Source organism: Ferrimonas sp. SCSIO 43195, assembly GCF_023716685.1.
Lineage (GTDB): Bacteria > Pseudomonadota > Gammaproteobacteria > Enterobacterales > Shewanellaceae > Ferrimonas > Ferrimonas kyonanensis.
On the sequence record NZ_CP072679.1, the window covers coordinates 1,159,159 to 1,174,033 of the forward strand.

Genomic DNA, 14,875 nt, shown 5'->3' on the forward strand with positions numbered 1-14,875 from the left:
ATATTGGCCTGATAAATGAACAACTTTACCTAAGCTCGAGACAAATGTGAGAGGTGATCACGTATTTGTCTGAAACACCATCAATGACTCAAAACGAAATGGAAGCAGGCTGGGATCACGCAAAAATAAAAAAAGCCGCCCTTCGTTGCCAAAGGGCGGCTTATTTCAGACCGGTCGGCTATCAGGCGTTAGCTTGAATCGCTGTCAGGGCGATGGTGTAGACGATGTCTTCAACCAGAGCACCACGGGACAGGTCGTTCACCGGCTTGCGCATGCCTTGCAGCATTGGACCGATGGAGATCAGGTCGGCGGAACGTTGTACCGCTTTGTAGGTGGTGTTACCGGTGTTCAGGTCCGGGAACACAAACACGGTGGCCTGGCCGGCAACCGGGCTGTCCGGAGCCTTGGAGGCTGCAACGTTTGGCATGATGGCGGCGTCGTACTGCAGTGGGCCATCAATCACCAGGTCTGGGCGCTTCTCCTGAGCAATGCGAGTGGCTTCACGCACTTTCTCTACGTCTGCACCTTGGCCGGAGCTACCGGTGGAGTAGGAGATCATGGCCACGCGAGGCTCAATGCCAAAGGCTTTGGCGGAATCGGCGGACTGAATCGCAATCTCGGCCAGCTGCTCGGCATTCGGATCCGGGTTGATGGCGCAGTCGCCGTAAACCAGAACCTGATCAGGCAGCAGCATGAAGAAGATCGACGACACCAGAGACGCATTCGGTGCGGTCTTGATCAGCTGCAGTGGTGGACGAATGGTGTTGGCTGTGGTGTGAACCGCACCGGACACCAGGCCATCGACCTTGTCTTCAGCCAGCATCATGGTACCCAGTACCACGTTGTCTTGCAGCTGCTCGCGGGCAACCACTTCGGTCAGGCCTTTGCTCTTACGCAGCTCGCACATCGGTGCCACGAAACGCTCGCGGGCCAGATCCGGATCCACGATCTCGATGCCTTCGCCCAGGGTGACACCCTGTTGACCGGCAACGCGACGAATCTCTTCCGGGTTACCGATCAGTACGCAGTTGGCAATGCCACGTTCGGCACAGATGGCGGCGGCTTTCACGGTACGTGGCTCGTCACCCTCTGGCAGCACAACGCGCTTGCCGGCACGGCGGGCAAACTCGGTCAGCTGGTAGCGGAAGGCGGCCGGAGACAGGCGGTTTTCACGCTTGGAGTCGCTGGCAACGTTTTCGATGAACTTGCGATCGATGTGGCCGGCAACGTAATCCTGCAGCAGTTCGATACGGGCGGAATCATCCACAGGCACTTCGTGGTTGAAGTTCTGGATGTTCAGTGCGGTCTGCCAGGTGTTGGTGTCAACCATCATCACCGGCAGGCCGGTATCAAAAGCTTGCGCGCACAGATCTTGAACTTGCTGCTCCAACTCGTAGCCACCGGTCAGCATCAACGCGCCAATCTTGGTGCCATTCATGGCAGCCAGACAGGCAGAGACGATGATGTCGGAACGGTCACCGGAGGTAACCAGCAGCGTATCCGCTTGCAGGTGGTTAACCATGTTAGGGATGGCGCGGGTACAGAAGCTGACGCGACGCAGACGACGGCTGTGCATTTCACCGGCGTTGATCAGGCGGGCACCCAGGTGCTTAGCCAGATCGGAGGCCCGTGGCGAAACCAGGTCCAGGTTGTAAGGAACCGCACCCAGGATGCCCACTGGAGAGTTGGCAGACAGCTGGAAGATGTCGGCGTGGTCACCGCGAACGACCTGATCGTGTTCAAACACCTCAGACAGATCAGGACGGGCACGGCCTCGCTCATCGACCGGCGCACCGATCTTGTTGATGATGGCGCCCAGAATGCGTTTGTTCTTCTTACCACCAAACTCATCGACGATGATCTCCAGGCGCTTCTGCACCTGGTTGGCACCATCGGCACCTGGATTGATAACGAACACGATATCGGCATCCAGAGTCTTGGCGGTCTTGGCATTCAGGGTGTTGGCGAACGGATGGCTGCGGGTAGGAACCAGGCCTTCCACGATCAGCACTTCAGTTTCCTCATCACCGGACTTCACTCGAGCCACAATCTCTTCCAGAAGCACATCGGTATCGCCGGAGCTGATGCGCTGCTGCGCGTGTTCCATGGCAAAAGGTTCTGGTGGATTGATGGTAGGGGAAGTAGACAGAATGGTGGAGGAACGTTCCGGGCCGGTATCGCCGGGACGTTGCTGGGCAACAGGCTTGAAGAAGTTAACCTTAACACCCTGGCGTTCGAGTGCACGAACCATACCCAGGCTGATGGAGGTCAAGCCGACACCAGTACCCACTGGGATCAACATGATAGAGCGAGACATAATATACCTCTTAAAAGAAACTGAGCCACTTCCGTGGCTCAGTGTACAGCATTTAGATCAGAGCCAGAGCGTCGCTGGCAATGACGAACTCTTCGTTGGTTGGGATAACCATCGCAACTGGAGTGCCGTCTTTGGTGATAACACCTTCGTTGCCGAAGCGGGCAGCGGCGTTCTTCTCGGCGTCGACGTCGTAACCGAAGATGGCCAGGTGCTCCAGTACCTTCTCACGAATCAGCATGGAGTTTTCACCGATGCCGCCGGTAAAGATGATGGCGTCAACGCGCTTCAGAGGCACGGTGTAGGAAGCCACGTACTTGGCCAGGCGGTAGCAGAACACTTCCAGAGCCAGGGTGCAGCCTTCGTCACCGGCCGCATGGCCTTCTTCGATGCCACGGCAATCGTTGGTCTTTTCAGACAGGCCCAGCAGACCGGATTCTTTGTGCAGGATGTTGTGCACTTCGTCCAGAGAGTAGCCCAGGTTATTCACCATGTAGAACACGACGTTAGCGTCGATATCACCAGAGCGAGTGCCCATTACGATGCCTTCCAGCGGGGTCAGACCCATGGAGGTGTCAACGCACTCGCCATTGCGAACGGCGGATACGGAACCGCCGTTACCCAGGTGGCAGGTGATGACGTTGGTGTCGGACACCTCTTTGCCCAGGGCCTTGGCGGCTTCTTGGGAAACGAACAGGTGGCTGGTGCCGTGGGCGCCGTAACGACGGATGCCGTGGTCGCGGTACAGGTTCTGTGGGATGGCGTATGCGTAAGCAGTCTTAGGCATAGTCTGGTGGAACGCGGTATCGAATACCACAACCTGAGGCAGCTCGGCGAAAGCGGCTTTAGCAGCACGAATACCGATCAGGTGAGCAGGGTTGTGCAATGGAGCCAGGGCGGCACACTCTTCGATACCGGCAATCACTTCGTCAGTGGCCAGCATGGACTTGGTGTACTTCTCACCGCCGTGAACGATACGGTGGCCGATGGCAACCAGTTGCTCAGCCAGTTCTGGCTTGCTGGCCAGAATGGTGTTTACGATGTAGTCCAGAGCCTCGGTGTGGGCTGCGCCGGCACCCAGAGCGGCTTCGCCCTTGTTGCCATCCAGCTTCCATTTGATACGCGCGTCTTCCAGATTGAAACATTCGGCCAATCCGGACAGATACTCGTCACCTGAAGTAGCATCGATTACAGCGAACTTCAGAGAGGAGCTACCGCAGTTAAGAACCAGAACAAGTTTGCTCATTATTCAAACACCTAAGTGATATACATGCGAACAACCGACTACGCACTCTGGGCGTATAAGTCGATAGCGACTGAAGAGGGTAAGCCAATACAGTATAGACCGCTGAAGAACGTGAACTCGGCCACGGGAATCGGCGGTTATTCGGCTGAATTGCAGCCACCCTCGTAAAAAAGGTATGACCATTTTACCCGAACTTTTCTCAAGAAGCAGAATCAGGACGTGTTACACTTAACAAATCTGTGATCAGTCTCGCGTTGTCCATAGGAGAGTGAAGCATGACCTTTTTTGAAACATTGCGATGTGGCAATGACTACATGAAGGAGTGGCCGAAAGCCGCCCAGCTGGCGCCGTTGTTTCCGGAGCATCGGGTCATCCGTGCCACCGAGTTGGCGATTCGAGTCATGCCTCCAATTGCGGTGTTTTGCTTCTGGCTTCAGTACCAATCCATGGGGGCCACCAGCTTGCCCCAGGCAATAGCCAGTGGCTTGTTTTTATTGAGCTTACCCCTGCAGGGACTGTTCTGGTTAGGCTGGCGGTCTCAACAACCCTTGCCTAAGCCTTTGTTGGTATGGTGTGATGATTTGCGCTCGAAAATGGTGGCGGCCGGTGAACAAATCGCCCCTTTCGGCGCGTCGGCCCGATACCTGAATATGGCCAAGTTACTGCGCAGAGTGTTTACAAAAATCGAGCGGGGAGAGTGGCAGAGGTTTGATTAACAACTGAGCGCACTCGAACCCAGATCACAAAAAGGAGGCGATGGCCTCCTTTTTTGTGGGGTTTTTGTGGGAAGAGTGTTCGATTTTGGTGTCAGTAGTACACCACACTTTTTATTCGCTGTTTCGGCGCCTGCTGAAACAGTTGCCAGACTTTCTCATAATCCAGCTTCAATTCCGCCACGTAATTGTCCCCCACCGGATAGATTCGAACCACTTCCGCGCCGCGCACCAGGCCGTCGATTTGAGTCTCAAATCGATCCCCCTGCAGCAGTTGCTGATCGATGGCGCTGGTACCCGACACCCTGACTCCGTAGATCTGTTCCGCCAATTCCCGGTAGGCATCCAACTTGGCGGCTCGCATCGCCTGCTGTTGGCGCAGAGCGGGCGTGTCTCCTTGTTGCGACGAGATCGGAGCAATGCCCTTGGCGGTCAGGATTGGGAATGAGGTTGGGGCCACCGTCTCGTACTCGACGTAGGCGTTGTTCTGGCAACCGGCCATGACCAGAGCGACGGCAAGGATCCAGCTTCTCATGGGGTAACCTCTCTTACCGGGGTGCGACCCGGTTGTTCATCGCGAATCAACTGACCCTGCTGTTCCGTCACGCTGTAGCTGGGCTCCAGATAGCCGGCGGACTCCTGCCAGGACAGAAACGCCTGAGAGGTCGATACCACCCGGTTATTGGCAATGTCCACCAGCCGGGTGTTGATGATGACCCCATCGCTGTCCTGGCTCAGGGTGGCAACCAGCACCTGATTGACCGGCAGATTGGCCTCCAGGCGCTGATAATCGCGACTGAGAATCAGGTTGCCCTGCTCAGAGACCCGAATCTGTTTGCTGCTGTTGAGCTCCACCAGGTTGAAGCCCCGCTGGTGCAGGGCCGACAACAGCCCTTCACCGAGTTGCCGGGGCAAGCGGCCGCTGGCGTTGATGTTGTTCAGCCACACCGGGGTGGTGACGGCGATCAGCTGTCGTTTATTCAACAGGTCGTGGTTGCGCTCCAGATCTTCGGCAATGCGTGCGGACAGGTGAATAAGGGCACTGCTGTGCGGCAAACCTTTGCCGCTGTCGGAGTAGTCCGGCAATGGGGGCTCCGGTGGGGCAGCACAGGCCGTCAGTAGCAGGAACAGAACACCAATAGCCGCTTTCATCACTGTCTCCGTATTAAGGGCGCCTGTCAGGCGCATCGTTTGTTAATGGCTTATCGGCCTAAAACTCCAGGGCTTTAATTGCCATTGTCGGCACGAGCATTGCATTATTTACGCCAACTGCATCGAGGAACACGACAGATGATCAATCGGCGAACCACCGCTCTGCTCCTGGCCGGCTGTCTGGGCATGCCAGCCTGGGGACAATGGACGACATTAACCGGAACCGCTCCCGTGGCGGGGCAGGGGATGGAACAGGCCCGTCAGCAGGCGATCAACAACGCCCTGAGCCAGGCCAGTGGCGACACCATGGTGGTGGAAACTCTCAATAACGGGGTGCTGAGTCAGGGCAGCGAACCGCTGAGCCAGGTCGGTCAGTATCAGGTGATTGCCGAACACGTTCGTGACGACGTTCTGGAAGTGACGCTGCAGGCCGACGTTCGCAGTATCGGCAGTCAGTGCGACGGCGCCGGATTCCGTCAGGCAATCACCGTGCCTCGGGCGCAGGTGGTGCACCGGGAGCAATTGGTTCCGGGCAGCCTGTATGAGTTTGATGCCGCGGTCAGTCGCTTACTGGCCAACACCCTTAATGGGGAAGCGCGTTCCCTGTTTGCCCATTTGCGCCCGGACATCAGTTTTGATTCGAATCAGCTCAATCAACAGTATCAGGGGGCCTGGGCGCAGGAGTTGACCATCAAGGACAACAGCCAGTACATCGCGGTAGTGCGAATCGATGATGTGACGGTGGACCCCCACAAGCCGCTTCTGGGCTGGTTTTCTTACGATCGTAACCGCTACTTCGGTGCCGATCTGTCGGTGTACGACGGTCTCAGTGGCCAGTTGGTGTGGCAAAACCGCTACCGGGCCCAGGGCGACTGGCCCTACGAGCGCACCGATGCCGTCAACATCGCCAGCAGTCAGTTCTGGAACAGTGAATACGGTCAGCAGATTCGTCAGACCGTGACTCAGATGGCCCAGGATCTGGATGCCACCCTGCGCTGCCGCCCGTTAAACGGCCGGGTGCTGGCGGTTAACGGCGAGCGGGTCACCTTTAACCTGGGCAGCCGTCATGGAGTGCGGGTCGGGGATCGACTGACCCTGCAGAGCCGACAACAGGATCAGCAAAGCTGGTGGCCCCAGCAAAATGGCAAGGAAGACCGTTTGCTGGTGGAGCAGGTTCAGCGGGAGCAGGCCATCGGCCGGTTGCAGACCGGTGCCAGTTACACCGCGTGGCAGCCTCAGGATCTGGTTCGGGCCAGGGGACAGAGTCGGTAACGGTGATGTCTAGGGGGGCGGCGAAACAGCGCCGGGTGATCAGGCCTTGATGGCCTTGCCCAGGCGGTTGCCGCTGCTGGTGGTGCCTGACTGGTTATAGGTCAGAGAGTTGGCGCTTTTGGTGCTATTGAGGATCTGCTGCAGCCGACTGAGGCTGGCCAGGGTCTGGTCCGCCAGCTGACTGTTTTGTTGATTGAACATCTGGCATTGCGTCAGCACCGAACGGCATTGTTCAATGCCCTGACGGGCCTCGGCATCATTGGCCAGTTGCGCCACATCCGGGTGGCCGGCCAGAGCCGTGTCTGCCGCATTAATGGCGTCCAGCTGTGCCAGCTTCTCCCGCAGTAGCGATTCGATGGCATCCGCGTCTCGCTCCACCAAAGCCTGGTGTTCTTGTTGCAGCAGCTGTTGCAGTTGTTGTAGACGCCCTTGCTGGGCATCGATTAACTGCAGAAGTTCTGGATTAACCACGGCCGGTCAGTTCACTTTCAAACTTGGACAGATTGCTGGCCAGTTTGTCCGGGTTCACATGGTAGCGGCCCTCGGCGATCTGCTGTTTCAGCGCTTCAACCTTGGCGCTGTTGACCTCCGGGGTCTCCTGCATCACTTTTTCAGCGCGCTGCAGTTGCTGGGCTTCCTGGGTCAGCATAACCTCATCCCCTTTGGCAGAGGGCTTGGCACTGGTGCTCTTAGGCTGAGCATCCGCACTCACCTGGCGCTTTGCCGGCTGCAGGCTGGCGGTGCCGCTGCTGAGTTTGTTAATGTCGATAGCCATCGTGTTGGCTCCGTCGGTTAGGGGTAAAAACGGGTGTTCTACAAGACCTATCGGCCATTGCACAGAAAGCTTTAGTGTTATTTTACATTTTGACTTCCACTTGGCCAATGGCAGAGACGTAAGCTTCTACCATTCGTCGGGAGTTGCTGTTCTGCACTCGTACCGATTCTCCCAGGCTGCCACCACTGAGTGCAACGCCACTGGTGCGAATGGACAGGTTGTCGTTGTTCACCACAATCACCACCGGATCGCCTTTGCACACCAGGCAGATGTTTTGTTGTGAAATGGCCTGACCAGCGGCGGTTCGACGTTTAAGCCGTGCACCATTCAACTCATCAGGGTGGCTAAAATGATTGCCTCGAATGCTGTTGGAATTCACATAGCGAACCTCCAGCATGGTGTCGTCGATCACAGTATTGGCCCCCAGAGTGGTGGTGGCGATCACCACCGGGTATTCAATGGTCACCTGAACCGGGACATACACCAGCCAGGGAGCGGGGCCGGGACAGCTGACTTTCACCGTCACATACCGGGCTCCGGCCTTGCTGTTCGGGGCTTGGGCCAGCAATGGCTGTTCACAGTTGTCGAAGTGGCGGCGTGAATCCAATTCGTTGGCTTCGACGGTAATTCTGGCTTGTGGATCAGAGCCTAGGGTGTTCTGTACATAGCCCTCAGCCGTCTCTTGAATCAGAGCGAGAGAGGTCTCACACATTGCGGAAAATGTGGACAGCAGAGAGAGCAAAAACAAACACAGCTTCATGTAATTTGACCGGATTAGAGATAACCTACACTTGAACACGGTTGGGGAAATTGATACAACGCAGTCGCATCATAGCAAAAGTTTTCGCGCCAACAATTTGTCAGTTGGGTTTACAGCAATAACTGTGCCTTTGTTTTAGTTTTAATAAGGACATCTTTCGATGGCTAGCATTTTAGATTCGGTAAATCAGCGAACCCAGCTGGTTGGTCAAAACCGCCTTGAACTCCTGTTATTCCGTCTAAATGGCCGGCAGACCTTTGGGATCAACGTGTTCAAGGTCCGGGAAGTATTGCAATGCCCTAAACTGACCCTGCTGCCACGGCTCAACAGCCTGATTCGTGGTGTGGCTCACATTCGAGGTCAGACCATTTCGGTCATCGATCTGTCTGCCGCCATCGGTGGTCGTCCGGTGCAGGACACCGAAAACAGCTTCATTATCATCAGCGAGTATAACCGCTCGGTTCAAGGGTTCCTGGTCGCCGGGGTGGAGCGGATTGTCAACCTCAACTGGGACAGCGTCCTGCCACCGCCACAGGGAAGCGGCAAGAGCAACTACCTGACCGCGGTCACCGAGCTCAACAACGAACTGGTTGAGATTCTGGATGTTGAGAAGATTCTCGATGAGATCACGCCGGCCAAGACCGACATCAGTGACGATGTGGCCGCCAACCTGAGTCCCATCACCGAGCGCAAACGCCGTATCATGGTGGTGGACGATTCCGCCGTGGCCCGTAAGCAGATTGTGCGCGCCCTGGAGCCTCTGGGACTGGAGATCGAGCTGGCGAAAGATGGTCTCGAAGCGCTGCGCCGGCTGGAAGAGCTGGTGAAGGATAAAGAGGACATCGACGAGGTCTTTGGTGGTATCATCTCCGACATCGAAATGCCGGAGATGGATGGTTATACTCTGACCGCGTCGATTCGGGATAACCCCAAGTTGACCTCCCTGAAAGTGATTCTGCACACCTCCCTCAGTGGGGTGTTCAACCAAGCCATGGTGAAAAAAGTCGGCGCAGATGACTTTATTGCCAAATTTAACCCCGACGAGCTGGCTGGCGCCATTGACCGTTATTTGAAAGAGGCCTGAATCGGTGCCGACGAAAACCTTAGCTCCTACTGAATACCAGACCTTTGCCGCCTTCCTGCAGAAGCAGTGCGGCATTGTATTGGGTGATAACAAGCAGTATCTGGTACGTAGCCGCCTAAGTCCGCTGATGAAGTCCTTTCAGGTGGCCAACCTGTCTGAACTGGTCAAGCAATCCATGCGCCCGGAACAAAGCAAGCTGCGCATGGCCGTGATCGAAGCGATGACCACCAACGAGACCTTCTGGTTTCGTGATAACTACCCCTATCAGTTGCTGTCTGAGCAGTTGCTGCCGGAACTGGCCAAGCTGGGCCGGCCGATTCGCATCTGGTCGTCGGCGTGCTCCTCGGGGCAGGAGCCGTACTCCATGGCGATGATCGCCCAGGAGACCCGCCAGAAGCGTCCCGGCATGCTGATGTCCGGCATCGACATCGTCGCCACCGATCTGTCCACTCAGATTCTCGATCAGGCCAAGGCCGCCGAGTACGATGAACTGGCACTGACCCGAGGCTTGTCCCCGGAGCGGCGCAAACAGTTCTTTCAGCCGTCGGCCAAAGGCATGAAAGTGAAGGATGAGGTTCGCCGAATGGTGAACTTCCGTCAGCTTAACCTGCTCGACAGCTACGCGCTGCTGGGTAAGTTCGACATCATCTTCTGCCGCAATGTGCTGATCTATTTCTCGGCGGAGGACAAGGGCAAGATCCTGCGGCAATTTGCTGCCGCTTTGAACCCGGGGGGCTATCTGGTTCTGGGGGCGTCCGAGTCTCTGGCCGGCTTAACCGATCAGTTTGAAATGCTCAGATTCCCAGCGGGAATCATACATAGAAAGCGATAACCCACTTTCACCTCCTTAAAAGGCGTGCCATTGGCACGCCTTTTGCTTTTCTAGGGCAAGACTGTTTTTAGGAGGCAACAATGGCCATATCGTTTGACAAAGCCCTGGGCATTCACCAGCACACACTTGGCGTTCGCTCCAAGCGGGCCGAAGTGCTGGCAAACAATATCGCCAACGCCGATACCCCTAACTACAAGGCTCAGGATGTCGACTTCGAGCAGGCACTGAATCAGGCCAAGAGTGGCCAGAGCGGTGGCTTGTCCATGAGCAAGACTCACGATAAGCATTTTGATCTTGGCCTGGAGCCGACCGCCGGTCTGGCTTATCGGGTGCCGTTGCAGCCCGATACCGGTGACGGCAATACCGTGGATCTCAATGTGGAACGCAACAATTTCATGCAGAACAACCTGGAGCAACAGATGACGCTGGAGTTTCTCGGCGGCAAGTTTCAGGGAATGCGTAAGGCCATCAGGGGCGAATAACCATGAGCTTATTCAACATATTTGATGTAGCAGGTTCGGGAATGTCGGCACAGAATGTGCGACTGAACACCACCGCCAGTAACATCGCCAACGCCAACAGTGTCAGCAGCAGTGCCGGTGACACTTACCGGGCCCGGCAACCGGTGTTTGCCGCCCAACTGGATGAATTCAGTGCCCAGCAGCAGGCGGCTGCCGGCGTCAAGATTGAGGGCATCGTCGAAAGCGATAAGCCCCTGGTGCGCGAGTTCTCTCCCAACCACCCTCTGGCAGACGAGGACGGCTACATCTACAAGCCCAACGTCAATGTGGTGGAGGAGATGGCCAACATGATTTCGGCGTCCCGCAGTTACCAGGCCAATGTCGAAGTGGCCGACGCCGCCAAGACCCTGGCCAAACAAACCCTGAAACTGGGACGGTAGGAGGTAAACGATGAGCACGATCGACAATAACTACCTCAACTCCCTGAAGTGGGAGGACAAATCCTCTCTGCCGGAGAGCAATAACAACCAGGCGCTGACCCAGGAAGATTTTTTCTCCCTGCTGTCACAGCAGTTGTCGATGCAGGACCCCTTTAAGCCGGTGGACAACGATCAGATGATCTCTCAGATGTCGTCGTTTGCCACCGTCGATGGCATTGGCACCCTCAACGAAGAGATCAAGAACATGAACGCCTCCATGACCTCTTCCCAGGCGCTGGAAGCCAGCAGCCTGGTGGGGCAGAAGGTGTTGATCCCCTCGGATACCGGCAGCAGCGACGGCGTTAACCCGGTTGCCGGTGTCATTGCCGCCCCTGCCGGCGCCGGCACCATGACCGTCAAGGTTAAGGATTCGGCCGGGCAGATTGTTCGCACCTTGGAGGTGCCTGCGGGCAGCGGCGGCAACGTCGACTTCAACTGGGACGGCAACAATGCCGATGGCAAAAAGTTGCCAGCGGGCAACTACAGCTTTACCGCAGAGGCCCTGGTCGGTGGCAAGACCGAGACCCTGCCCGTATTTACCTACGCCCACGTCAGCAGTGTCACGCTGGGCGGAGCAAATTTCGATACAGTCCTTAATCTGCGCGGTGTTGGCGGCATCAAGCTTGCTGATGTATTGGCAGTCGCAGAAGGGTAATCAAGAGGAAAAAGCATGTCTTTTAATATCTCACTCAGCGGCCTGAACGCCGCCCAGAAGGATCTGGATACCACTTCTAACAACATTGCCAACGTCAACACCATTGGCTTCAAGGAATCCCGGGCGGAGTTTGCCGACGTCTACTCGAACTCGCTGTTCACCAACAGCAAGACCAATGTGGGTAGTGGTGTGGCCACCTCCGAAGTGGCACAGCAGTTCCACCAGGGCTCGTTGCAGTTCACCAACAACGCCCTGGATCTGGCCATCAACGGCAACGGCATGTTTGTCACCACCTCGGAGTTTGGCTCCCAGGATTACAGCTTCACCCGCGCCGGTGCTTTTAAGCTCAATGATCAGAACTTCATGGTGGACTCTCAGGGCAACTACCTGATGGCGTTGCCGGTAAACGATGACGGCTCGGTGCAGTCGGTGAGCATCTCCACGACCACTCCGGTGCAGATCCCGCAGACCGCCGGTCAGCCGACCCAAACCTCTCTGGTCAACATGTCCATGAACCTGCCGGCGGGGGATGTGACCCATGATCCGGCTAACTTCGATGCCGCGGATCCCACCACCTACAACAACGCCACCTCGGTGACGGTGTACGACTCCCTGGGTGAGCCACACATCATGACCCAGTACTTCGTTAAACCACCGGGCGGGGCGCTGAACAACAACAACCAGTGGATCACCTTCATGACCATGGACGACAAGCCGGTCAATATTGGTGACGCCGGTGGTGCCACCACCAACGGCACCTGGGATCAGGACGTCGACGGCGACGGCGTGATCACCCTGCCTCCCGGTGGTACCGATAGGCAGAATGTGGCGGCGGTTAACGGCTCCGGCCACACCGGTGCCGTGCTGAGCTTTGACGACACCGGTAACTACATCGGCTCGAACCCCACCATGATTCAGAGTGTGGCCTTGGGCAATACCGGTGCCGGCGTTATCGGCCCCGGTGCCGATGGCACTCAGCGGGTAGAGCTGCGCTTTGATAACCCGACTCAGTACGCCTCATCGTTTGAAGTGACTCAGTTGAAGCAGGATGGCGCCACCGTGGGCCGCCTGACTAACGTCGAAGTTGCCTCTGACGGTCTTATTGCTGCCACCTATTCCAACGGCACCGAGGTGGCGCTGGGTAAGGTGGCCCTGGCCCGATTTGCCAATGAGCAGGGGTTGTCTCAGCAGGGCAACACCTCCTGGAAGCAGAGTCAGGCTTCCGGTGAGGCGCTGATTGGTGAGCCCAACACCGGCACCTTTGGCAGCGTTAACTCCGCGGCGCTGGAGCAGTCCAACACCGATCTGACCACCGAGCTGGTGGATCTGATCAGTGCTCAGCGTAACTTCCAGGCCAACTCCCGAGCGCTGGACATTGCCAACCAGCTGCAACAGAACATCCTGCAAATCCGATAATCTCAGATTGCCGCCCCGGCCATCGGGGCGGCAACCCTTTTCCCCTCCCGGCCGTCGATTTTTCTTAACCGCCCCTGAACCGCCATAAAACCGCCCCTTTCGTTTTGGCATAGCAATTGCATTTATCCAGGCTAACCACAGCAAGCGTCCTCATTGGAGTCACTTTTGGATAACATGCTCTACATCGCCGCAACCGGTGCCAGCCAGAACATGAATGCCCTCGGGGTGCATGCCAACAACCTGGCCAATGCCCGCACCGATGCGTTCAAGGCAGACTTGCATCAGGCCCGCAGCATGCAGGCATACGGTGAAGGCTTACCGACTCGAGTGTTTGCCATGACCGAGCGTCCGGCCACCAATTTCGATGCCGGCTCCATTCAAACCACCAATCGCGATCTTGACGTTGCCATCAAGAATGAAGGCTGGTTCGTGGTGGAAGATGCCGAAGGCAAAGAGGCGCTCAATCGCAACGGCTCGTTGCAGATTGATGAGAGTGGCTTGCTGATGAACTCTCAGGGGCAACCCATCATGGGAGAAAATGGCCCCATCCTGTTGCCGCTGCCCATCGAGAAGGTTGAGATTGCCTCCAACGGCATCATTACCGTCCGTCCCCAGGGGGCGCCGGCCAATGCCATGGAAGAGGTGGCCCAGCTGCAGTTGGTGAATCCGCCTCTGACTTCACTCACCAAGGGCGAAGACGGCCTGTTCCGTAACCTGGAAGGGGCTGCCTATCAGACCGATGTCGAGGTGGAACTGCTCAGTGGTGCCGTAGAAGGCAGCAACGTAAGTCCAGTGCACGAACTGGTGGGCATGATTGAGATGCAGCGCCAGTTTGATATGCAACTGAAGATGATGAAAACCGCAGAAGAGAATGACAGGTCAGCCGCAAAACTCTTGCGGGTGTAACCAGATTAAAGGGACAGCAACATGCAACCGGCACTTTGGATTAGCAAGACGGGCCTCGATGCCCAGCAAACAGAAATCGCCAACATCTCCAACAATCTGGCCAACGCCAGCACCGTCGGCTACAAGAAAAGCCGGGCGGTGTTTGAAGATCTCCTGTACCAGACCATCAACCAGGCCGGCGGCATCAGTGCCCAGAACACCGAGCTGCCCAACGGTCTGACCCTGGGGGCGGGTACCAAGGTGGCGGCCACCCAGCGAATCTTCTCTCAGGGCAACATGCTGACCACGGACAACAGCCTGGATCTGATGATCGATGGTCCGGGGTTTTTCCAGATTCAGATGCCGGACGGCACCATCGCTTACTCGCGTAACGGTCAGTTCACTCTGGACGAAGAGGGGCAGATGGTGACCCCGGGTTCTGGCTACGTACTGGATCCAGGCATTGTGATTCCCGAAGACACTCAGTCCATCAGTGTCTCGGCCGAGGGGGAGGTGTCGGTTCGCACCCCGGGCGTGGCAGAGAACGTGGTGGTGGGTCAGATTGAGATCAGTAACTTCGTCAATGCCAGCGGCCTCGAGCCCATCGGTCAGAACCTGTTTCTGGAAACCGGTGCCAGCGGTGCCCCCATTGCCGGGGTGCCCAGCCTCGACGGCCTGGGTTCCATTCGCCAGGGGGCACTGGAGACTTCCAACGTCAATGTGACCGAAGAACTGGTGAACATGATTGAAGCCCAGCGGGTGTATGAGATGAACTCCAAAGTGATCTCCACCGTTGACCAGATGCTGGCCAACCTCAACCAGCAGCTGTAA

Annotated in this window: 17 protein-coding genes; 10 read left to right on the forward strand and 7 right to left on the reverse strand. The window is 56.8% G+C overall.

All coding sequences use genetic code 11. The features are described 5' to 3' along the window. Positions 1 to 181: 181 nt before the first annotated feature. Positions 182 to 2,317, reverse strand: a complete 2,136-nt coding sequence (pta, locus tag J8Z22_RS05695; protein WP_028113145.1) for a phosphate acetyltransferase — start codon at positions 2,315 to 2,317, stop codon at positions 182 to 184. 52 nt (positions 2,318 to 2,369) lie between these two features. Then, positions 2,370 to 3,563: an acetate kinase gene (locus J8Z22_RS05700; RefSeq protein WP_028113144.1), complete on the reverse strand. Its 1,194-nt coding sequence runs from the start codon at positions 3,561 to 3,563 to the stop codon at positions 2,370 to 2,372. Positions 3,564 to 3,835: 272 nt separating this feature from the next. Here J8Z22_RS05700 and yfbV point away from each other — a divergent pair, with 272 nt between their 5' ends. Then, on the forward strand, positions 3,836 to 4,276 hold the full coding sequence (gene yfbV / locus J8Z22_RS05705) for a terminus macrodomain insulation protein YfbV (protein WP_028113143.1): 441 nt from the start codon (positions 3,836 to 3,838) through the stop codon (positions 4,274 to 4,276). Positions 4,277 to 4,367: 91 nt separating this feature from the next. On the opposite strand, the gene J8Z22_RS05710 is transcribed toward yfbV, so the two are convergent. Continuing rightward, a complete protein-coding gene (locus tag J8Z22_RS05710) occupies positions 4,368 to 4,808 on the reverse strand; it encodes an LPP20 family lipoprotein (RefSeq protein WP_252009346.1) in 441 nt (146 codons plus the stop codon). Then, complete coding sequence (locus J8Z22_RS05715) at positions 4,805 to 5,425, reverse strand: FlgO family outer membrane protein (RefSeq protein ID WP_252009348.1); 621 nt, start codon at positions 5,423 to 5,425, stop codon at positions 4,805 to 4,807. The genes J8Z22_RS05710 and J8Z22_RS05715 overlap by 4 nt, the downstream gene beginning before the upstream one ends. A 138-nt stretch (positions 5,426 to 5,563) precedes the next feature. Between J8Z22_RS05715 and J8Z22_RS05720 the strand changes: the two genes are divergently transcribed. Continuing rightward, the gene (locus J8Z22_RS05720; protein WP_252009351.1) at positions 5,564 to 6,697 is read left to right on the forward strand and encodes a flagellar assembly protein T N-terminal domain-containing protein; all 1,134 of its coding nucleotides are present in this window, start codon (positions 5,564 to 5,566) and stop codon (positions 6,695 to 6,697) included. Between the two features lie 39 nt (positions 6,698 to 6,736). Here J8Z22_RS05720 and flgN read toward each other — a convergent pair whose 3' ends face one another. From flgN to flgA, 3 genes are all read right to left on the reverse strand, one after another. After that, positions 6,737 to 7,168: a flagellar export chaperone FlgN gene (gene flgN / locus J8Z22_RS05725; RefSeq protein ID WP_051252678.1), complete on the reverse strand. Its 432-nt coding sequence runs from the start codon at positions 7,166 to 7,168 to the stop codon at positions 6,737 to 6,739. Beyond that, positions 7,161 to 7,472 carry a flagellar biosynthesis anti-sigma factor FlgM gene (flgM, locus tag J8Z22_RS05730; RefSeq protein WP_252009354.1) on the reverse strand — a complete coding sequence of 104 codons (312 nt, stop codon included), beginning with the start codon at positions 7,470 to 7,472 and terminating at the stop codon, positions 7,161 to 7,163. Before flgM ends, flgN begins: the two co-directional genes overlap by 8 nt. An 82-nt stretch (positions 7,473 to 7,554) precedes the next feature. Beyond that, the gene (gene flgA / locus J8Z22_RS05735; RefSeq protein WP_051252677.1) at positions 7,555 to 8,184 is read right to left on the reverse strand and encodes a flagellar basal body P-ring formation chaperone FlgA; all 630 of its coding nucleotides are present in this window, start codon (positions 8,182 to 8,184) and stop codon (positions 7,555 to 7,557) included. A 208-nt stretch (positions 8,185 to 8,392) separates the two neighbouring features. Between flgA and J8Z22_RS05740 the strand changes: the two genes are divergently transcribed. The 8 genes from J8Z22_RS05740 to flgG all read left to right on the forward strand — a co-directional run bounded on the left by J8Z22_RS05740 (position 8,393) and on the right by flgG (position 14,875). Then, a complete protein-coding gene (locus J8Z22_RS05740) occupies positions 8,393 to 9,316 on the forward strand; it encodes a chemotaxis protein CheV (RefSeq protein WP_028113138.1) in 924 nt (307 codons plus the stop codon). 4 nt (positions 9,317 to 9,320) lie between these two features. Beyond that, entirely contained in the window at positions 9,321 to 10,148 is an 828-nt protein-coding gene (locus J8Z22_RS05745) for a protein-glutamate O-methyltransferase CheR (RefSeq protein ID WP_028113137.1), read from the forward strand. Positions 10,149 to 10,228: 80 nt separating this feature from the next. Next, positions 10,229 to 10,630 carry a flagellar basal body rod protein FlgB gene (gene flgB / locus J8Z22_RS05750; RefSeq protein WP_028113136.1) on the forward strand — a complete coding sequence of 134 codons (402 nt, stop codon included), beginning with the start codon at positions 10,229 to 10,231 and terminating at the stop codon, positions 10,628 to 10,630. Between the two features lie 2 nt (positions 10,631 to 10,632). Then, a complete protein-coding gene (gene flgC, locus J8Z22_RS05755) occupies positions 10,633 to 11,049 on the forward strand; it encodes a flagellar basal body rod protein FlgC (RefSeq protein WP_028113135.1) in 417 nt (138 codons plus the stop codon). 10 nt (positions 11,050 to 11,059) lie between these two features. After that, on the forward strand, positions 11,060 to 11,743 hold the full coding sequence (locus tag J8Z22_RS05760; protein ID WP_035415830.1) for a flagellar hook assembly protein FlgD: 684 nt from the start codon (positions 11,060 to 11,062) through the stop codon (positions 11,741 to 11,743). A gap of 15 nt (positions 11,744 to 11,758) precedes the next feature. After that, on the forward strand, positions 11,759 to 13,159 hold the full coding sequence (flgE, locus tag J8Z22_RS05765) for a flagellar hook protein FlgE (RefSeq protein ID WP_252009356.1): 1,401 nt from the start codon (positions 11,759 to 11,761) through the stop codon (positions 13,157 to 13,159). A gap of 165 nt (positions 13,160 to 13,324) precedes the next feature. After that, a complete protein-coding gene (locus J8Z22_RS05770) occupies positions 13,325 to 14,065 on the forward strand; it encodes a flagellar basal body rod protein FlgF (RefSeq protein ID WP_028113133.1) in 741 nt (246 codons plus the stop codon). Positions 14,066 to 14,086: 21 nt separating this feature from the next. Continuing rightward, positions 14,087 to 14,875: a flagellar basal-body rod protein FlgG gene (flgG, locus tag J8Z22_RS05775; RefSeq protein ID WP_028113132.1), complete on the forward strand. Its 789-nt coding sequence runs from the start codon at positions 14,087 to 14,089 to the stop codon at positions 14,873 to 14,875.

Coding starts and splice junctions, on each gene's coding strand:
- J8Z22_RS05760 (WP_035415830.1), top strand. CDS start 11,060: ATGAGCACGATCGACAATAACTACCTCAACTCCCTGAAGTGGGAGGAC.
- yfbV (WP_028113143.1), top strand. CDS start 3,836: ATGACCTTTTTTGAAACATTGCGATGTGGCAATGACTACATGAAGGAG.
- flgA (WP_051252677.1), bottom strand. CDS start 8,184: ATGTGTGAGACCTCTCTCGCTCTGATTCAAGAGACGGCTGAGGGCTAT.
- J8Z22_RS05715 (WP_252009348.1), bottom strand. CDS start 5,425: ATGAAAGCGGCTATTGGTGTTCTGTTCCTGCTACTGACGGCCTGTGCT.
- flgC (WP_028113135.1), top strand. CDS start 10,633: ATGAGCTTATTCAACATATTTGATGTAGCAGGTTCGGGAATGTCGGCA.
- J8Z22_RS05740 (WP_028113138.1), top strand. CDS start 8,393: ATGGCTAGCATTTTAGATTCGGTAAATCAGCGAACCCAGCTGGTTGGT.
- flgM (WP_252009354.1), bottom strand. CDS start 7,472: ATGGCTATCGACATTAACAAACTCAGCAGCGGCACCGCCAGCCTGCAG.
- pta (WP_028113145.1), bottom strand. CDS start 2,317: ATGTCTCGCTCTATCATGTTGATCCCAGTGGGTACTGGTGTCGGCTTG.
- flgE (WP_252009356.1), top strand. CDS start 11,759: ATGTCTTTTAATATCTCACTCAGCGGCCTGAACGCCGCCCAGAAGGAT.
- flgB (WP_028113136.1), top strand. CDS start 10,229: ATGGCCATATCGTTTGACAAAGCCCTGGGCATTCACCAGCACACACTT.
- J8Z22_RS05710 (WP_252009346.1), bottom strand. CDS start 4,808: ATGAGAAGCTGGATCCTTGCCGTCGCTCTGGTCATGGCCGGTTGCCAG.
- flgG (WP_028113132.1), top strand. CDS start 14,087: ATGCAACCGGCACTTTGGATTAGCAAGACGGGCCTCGATGCCCAGCAA.
- J8Z22_RS05720 (WP_252009351.1), top strand. CDS start 5,564: ATGATCAATCGGCGAACCACCGCTCTGCTCCTGGCCGGCTGTCTGGGC.